The organism is Sandarakinorhabdus sp., from assembly GCF_041689835.1.
In the GTDB taxonomy this organism is placed as follows: Bacteria; Pseudomonadota; Alphaproteobacteria; order Sphingomonadales; family Sphingomonadaceae; genus Sandarakinorhabdus.
Map to the genome: position 1 here is coordinate 1 of NZ_JBDNFM010000141.1, position 5,970 is coordinate 5,970.

The 5,970-nt window shown below is 62.1% G+C and carries 6 protein-coding genes; 1 reads left to right on the plus strand and 5 read right to left on the minus strand.

Features of this window, described 5'->3' with window-relative positions:
- Positions 1-1,155 (minus strand): hypothetical protein (locus ACESL8_RS07740; RefSeq protein WP_372917520.1); only part of this gene is annotated, 1,155 nt, incomplete at its 3' end.
- 169 nt (positions 1,156-1,324) lie between these two features.
- Between ACESL8_RS07740 and ACESL8_RS07745 the strand changes: the two genes are divergently transcribed.
- Positions 1,325-2,035, plus strand: coding sequence for a lysoplasmalogenase family protein (locus ACESL8_RS07745; RefSeq protein WP_372917522.1), 711 nt, complete (start codon positions 1,325-1,327; stop codon positions 2,033-2,035).
- Here ACESL8_RS07745 and gyrA read toward each other — a convergent pair.
- The 4 genes from gyrA to ACESL8_RS07765 form a co-directional block, all read right to left on the minus strand.
- Positions 2,032-4,794 (minus strand): DNA gyrase subunit A, encoded by a 2,763-nt coding sequence (gyrA, locus tag ACESL8_RS07750; RefSeq protein WP_372917524.1) that lies wholly within the window; start codon positions 4,792-4,794, stop codon positions 2,032-2,034. The two genes, ACESL8_RS07745 and gyrA, sit on opposite strands and share 4 nt — an antisense overlap.
- A gap of 223 nt (positions 4,795-5,017) precedes the next feature.
- Positions 5,018-5,326: a GIY-YIG nuclease family protein gene (locus tag ACESL8_RS07755; RefSeq protein WP_372917526.1), complete on the minus strand. Its 309-nt coding sequence runs from the start codon at positions 5,324-5,326 to the stop codon at positions 5,018-5,020.
- A gap of 145 nt (positions 5,327-5,471) precedes the next feature.
- On the minus strand, positions 5,472-5,744 hold the full coding sequence (locus ACESL8_RS07760; protein WP_372917528.1) for a hypothetical protein: 273 nt from the start codon (positions 5,742-5,744) through the stop codon (positions 5,472-5,474).
- Between the two features lie 43 nt (positions 5,745-5,787).
- A partial coding sequence (locus ACESL8_RS07765) for an NADH-ubiquinone oxidoreductase-F iron-sulfur binding region domain-containing protein (RefSeq protein ID WP_372917530.1) occupies positions 5,788-5,970 on the minus strand: 183 nt, incomplete at its 5' end.

Genomic DNA, 5,970 nt, shown 5'->3' on the forward strand with positions numbered 1-5,970 from the left:
CTTGTCACCCATCTTGAGCAACGCCGCACCCATGCGCAGATTGACCGTGTCCTGATCCACAACAGTGTTGCCGATCAAGCCCTTGTAGAAACCCACGGCCTTCTCGTACTGCCCAAGGTTGGCCAACGTATCGGCCACCACCAGCCCGATGCGCGGGCTGGTCTTGGCTTCCTTTTCAAGGCCCGGCAGCGAATTGCGCGTCTCGGTGTTCTTCGATGCCGCCAGCTTGACGATCTCGGCGATGTTGGTCCGCGCCGGATCGATCAGTTTCTTGGCAATGCCTTCCTTCAACACCGTGTCGGCCTCGTTGGGCATGCCGCGTTCGATGGCGGCATCGGCATATTCCAGATAATTGTTGGCGGTCGTCATCGCCCCGGCGGCCCGCATCAGGCGGCCCCAGTCAAGCAGTACGTTGTTGTCCATGTTGCCGCCGCGCTGCTTGACCAGCTCGATCGACAGATTGAACGTCTTGGGTTCCGGGAACGCCCGCGCCCAGCTGAGCAGCGCCGGCATCATCTTGTCGGTCATGTTGTTGTCGATGACCGATTGCGACTTGAATTCATACCAGCTGCGATCGCCCTTCTGGCCGGTCGCTTCACGCAGATCGATGGCCTTGGACAACAATTCGACCACACGCGCCTTGCTGCCGAGAGCGGCATTCACGCTTGCGGCCTGCACCAGCATGTCCACATCGTCAGGCTTCTGCGCCAGGTAGAATTCATACCATTTCCAGGCCTTCTGGTAGTCCTTGCGGTTGGATGCGAGGCCGGCGATGAACTTGGAAAAGGTCAGCTTTTCTTCAGCCGTGATCGACGGCGCTTCGGCCGCTTCCAGCAACGCTTCTTCCAGCTTGGCGTTGTCCTTCAGGTTCTGGGCCGAAAACAGCTTCAGCTTGGCCATGATCAGCGCGTCATCCTTGTCGGTGCGCGGCACGGCAGCAGCTTCGGCAAGCTTGGTGAGCGCGCCGGCATGATCACCGGCCGTCTGCAGCTTCTGCACCGCCATGACGACGGCCAGGATCGGCTTCGACAACTTGGGCGGTGCCGTTTTTTCGGCAGCCTTGTCCTTAGGTTTCTGGGCCAACGCCGGGCTGGCAAGCCCCATTCCGGTGCTGGTCAACAGTGCCAGCGCCAAGGCGGTTGCAATCGTCTTCATTCATGCCTCCCTCAAGCAATATGGAGTTGAGCTAAGCCGCACCGGCCGCCGCGTCAACCAGCCACAGCCACTGCTTGCCCTGCTCTTTTGCATCATCAAGATGAACAATGGGTGAGTTTTGCCGGCAAGCCTTGCCCTCGCCGCCGCGACGCGCGAGTCTCGGGAACACATGCCGGCTCTTGCCGCCTCGTTGCCGCTGGCCGGCCTGCCTTTACGGTTCCGCGCCGGGCTTGCGGCTGCGCTGGCTGCCGGATTTGCCTACCTGCTGCTGTCGCCGCTCATGGATGGGGCAGCCAATGTCGCACTGAAAGGCAGCGGCGTCGCCCTGCTGGCGGTGTCGGCCTTGCAGATCCGGGCCGATGGCGCGCGGTGGCTGGCGGCGATCCTGGCGCTGGGCGCGCTGGGCGATGTGCTGCTGGAATTGCCCGGCCAGTTCATGACGGGGGCAGCCAGTTTTGCTGCTGGTCATGCACTGGCCATCGTCTTCTATGCCCGCCACCGCCGCGCGGCCAGAACCGGTGCCAGCACTGGCGCCAGCACCGGCAATTGGCTGGTGGCGGCGTTGCTGCTGCTGTACGGGCTGGCGATGCCGCCGCTCATCACCCCGGCCGGCATGATTTTCCTGCCCGCCATGGCGTATGCCGTGCTGCTCACCGGCATGACGGCGGCACTGTGGCTCAGCCGCTTTCCGCGACTGGCAGTGCTGGGGGCGCTGGCGTTCGTGCTGTCCGATACCATCCTGGTGCTGCGCATGGGCGGCGGCCGGTTGCTGGGTCCGGATGCCGATGGCGCGCTGGTGTGGATCTTATACTTCGGCGGCCAGTGGCTCATCACGCTGGGGGTGGGACGCGGGTTGCTGGCCCGCGCCGCCCGCATTTAGGCGCCCTCGTCTGGCGCTTCGATATCGCCGGGCGCATCGGGCTCGCCCGGCACGTCGGTATCACCCGGCGCTTCGGTATCGCCCGCCAATTCGATGCCGGTAACGTCCTCTTCGGCATCGGCCGGGATCAGCGCGGCCGAAACCACATGCTCATCGTCGGCCACCTTGAACAGGGTAACGCCGTTGGTGGCGCGGCCCATGATGCGGATATCAACGGCACGCAGGCGGATCAGCTTGGCCTGGTCGGTCACCAGCATCACATCGTCGGTATCGCGCGCGGTGAAACTGGCGAGCACGTCGCCGTTGCGATCGCTTTCGGCGATGTTGCGGATGCCCTGCCCGCCGCGGCCCGATTGGCGATATTCAAACGCCGACGACCGCTTGCCAAAGCCGTTGGCCGAAATGGTCAGGATGAACTCCTCGGCGGCCGCAAACTGCGCCATCCGGGTTTCCGAAAGCGCGCGTTCGCCGGGTTCGGCCTTCCACGCTGCCGCCTTCAGATAATCCTCACGCTCCTGCGGGCCAGCGTCAAAACCCTTCAGGATCGCCATCGACACCACTTCATCGCCGGCGGCCAGCGTCATGCCGCGCACACCGGTTGAGGTGCGCGACACGAATTCGCGCACGTCATCCACCGCAAAACGGATGGCCTTGCCGCTGCGTGCCGCCAGGAAGGTATCGTCAGCCGCATCGCACAGTGCCACGCCGATCAACCGGTCGTCATCATCGTCTTCAAAACGGATGGCCAGCTTGCCGGCGGTTGGCACGTTGGTGAAACTGTCCATCGAATTGCGCCGCACATGGCCGCGCGCGGTGGCAAACATCACGTGCAGCCGGCCCCACTGGGTCTCGTCCTCGGGCAATGGCAGCACGCTGGTGATGGTTTCGCCATCGGCCAGCGGCAGCAGATTGTTGATCGGCTTGCCCTTGGCCTGGGGTGAGCCCTGCGGCAGCTTCCACACCTTCAGGCGATACACCTTGCCGGCGCTGGAAAAGAACAGCACCGGATTGTGGGTGGAGGTAACAAACAGCGTTGTCACCGCGTCCTCATCCTTGGTGCCCATGGCGTTGCGGCCCTTGCCGCCGCGATTTTGGGCGCGATATTCAGCCAGCGGCACGCGCTTGATCCAGCCCGACAGGGTGACGGTGACCACCATGTCTTCGCGCTCGATCAGGTCTTCATCGTCGATGTCTTCGGCGCTGAACACCAGTTCGGTGCGGCGCTTGGACTGGAATTCATCGGTCACGCCGTCAAGCTCGGCGCGCAGGACACGGCGCAAACGGGCCCGGTCGGTGAGGATATCCAGCAGATCGGTGATGCTGGCCGCCAGTTCCTGCAGTTCGTTGCCGATTTCGTCGCGGCCCAGCGCCGTGAGCTTCTGCAGGCGCAAATCGAGGATGGCGCGCACCTGAAGCTCGGAAAGCCGGATGGTGGGCGCATCAACCTCTACCGTGCCGGCTTCGACCAGCGCCAGATAGGGGCGGATTTCGCTGGCATCCCAGTCGCGCGCCATCAGGGTTTCGCGCGCATCGGCCGGGCTGGCGCTGCCACGGATGGTGCGCACCACTTCATCCAGATTGGCCACGGCAATCACCAGGCCAATGAGCAGGTGCGCCCGCTCGCGCGCCTTCATCAGTTCATGCTTGGAACGGCGGGTGATCACCGTTTCGCGGAATTCGACGAAGCTGAAGATGATGTCCTTCAGGCCCATCAATTCCGGGCGGCCGCCGCGAATGGCCAGCATGTTGAAGGCAAAGCTCTGCTGGGCGGGAGTATAGCGCCACAACTGGTTGAGCACCACGTCCGGCGTGGCATCGCGCTTGAGATCGAGCACGATGCGCACGCCCAGGCGGTTGGATTCATCGCGCAAATCCGAAACGCCTTCGATGCGCTTGTCCTTCACCGCCTCGGCGATTTTTTCCACCAGCGCGTTCTTGCCCTGCTGAAACGGGATTTCCGTCAGCACGATGGCGCGCTTGTCGCCGCGGCCTTCCTCCACCACGTGGCGCGACCGGATGCGGATGCTGCCGCGCCCGGTTTCATAAGCCTGCTTCAGCTGGCTGCTGCCCAGAATGATGCCGCCGGTGGGGAAATCCGGCGCCGGAACGTGGTGCATCAGGCCTTCGACAGTGATCAGCGGATCATCGAGAAAAGCGCGCACCGCATCGATGACTTCGCCCAGATTGTGCGGCGGAATATTGGTCGCCATGCCCACGGCAATACCGCCGGCACCATTGACCAGCAGATTGGGAAAGCGCGCCGGCAAAACGGTCGGTTCCTGTTCCGAACCGTCATAGTTGGCGACGTAATCGACCGTGTCCTTCTCGATATCCGCCAACAGCGCTTCGGCGGATTTCGCCAGCCGGGCTTCGGTATAGCGCATGGCGGCCGGTGCATCCGGGTCCATCGAGCCGAAATTGCCCTGGCCGTCGATCAGCGGCAGCCGCATCGACCAATCCTGCACCATGCGCGCCAACGCATCATAAATCGCGCTGTCACCGTGCGGGTGATATTTGCCCATCACATCGCCAACGATGCGCGCCGATTTGCGATACGGCTTGCCGTGCGTGAAGCCGTTTTCGTAACTGCCCCACAGGATGCGGCGGTGCACCGGTTTCAATCCGTCGCGCACATCCGGCAGCGCGCGGGAAACGATGACCGACATGGCATAATCAAGAAAACTCGTCCGCATCTCCGTAACGATGGAAATCGGCTGAATATCAGGCTCGCCGGCAGGGGGTGTAGTGGTTGATACCATGGGGGTTTTCTTGGTTCTTTCAGGCGAAATTCATTTGCCCTCCCGAATTAGGGGAAAGTGCGACAAAACGCCAGTGCAAAGGGCATTTTTCAACCCCTCCTCCGTCATGCTGGCGAAGGCCAGCATCCATCGTGGAGCTAGAGCAATCCGGCGAGCCAGCCAGCGCGAGCGGTGAGGTGGATGCTGGCCTGCGCCAGCATGACCGGGTAGGGAAAAGCGGCTCTCAATCACCCAGCGACGGAAAGCCCCAACCCACTGCAAGATCATGCCAAAGCGGGTTGTGCTCTTCGATCAGCCGGATTTTCCATTCCCGCTTCCAGAACTTCATCGCCTTCTCGCGTCGGATGGCATCGGCAATGTCAGGGTAGGCCTCGTTCCACACGATCCGCTTAACATCATAGCGCGAGGTGAAGCCCTCGAAATGACCCGTGCGATGCTGCTGCACCCGGTTCATCAAGTTTGAGGTGACGCCCAGATACAACGTCCCGCGCGGCGCACTGGCCATGAGATAGACCCAACCGGGTTTGGCCATTCACTGTCCCCGCCTTCCCATGTCATGCTGGCGCAGGCCAGCATCCACCGCCGCGCCAAGCGCGCCTCAACCGGAAAATTCACGCAGGCGGCACTATGGATGCTGGCCTGCGCCAGCATGACTTGTCGAAGGATCAAGCCTGTCGTTACAGGTCGGCTAGCTTTAGTCTGACTTCTTTTGACCACAGCATTGGTGGCAACCACAAAGGCGGGCCAACAATTCCATTGCGCTGCAGAAGTGCACGATCAGCAGATTCCGATCGCCAAACATCAAGCGCCTTTATTGTGCCAACTTTTTCTGAGAGCCATTCACCGAACGATGCCAATGCAACAAGCGCCAAAATTCCCAACACAAGAGCTACCGCAGTCAACCATGCCCAACCTGGAACAAGCGAAAGAAGCCAGAGCCCAAGAGCCAAGACCGTCACAACTCCAATGACTGCCAGTAAGGGCATCTGACGGTTACTCCGCCGCCACCGCCATATGCGGCACCTGCACAAAGCCCTTGCGCCGCGCAATCCGCGCCTCGATCTCGGGGCGGAAATGCCGGATCAGGCCCTGGATCGGCCACGCCGCGGCATCGCCCAGCGCGCAGATGGTGTGGCCTTCGATCTGGGTGGTGACGTCCAGCAGCATGTCGATTTC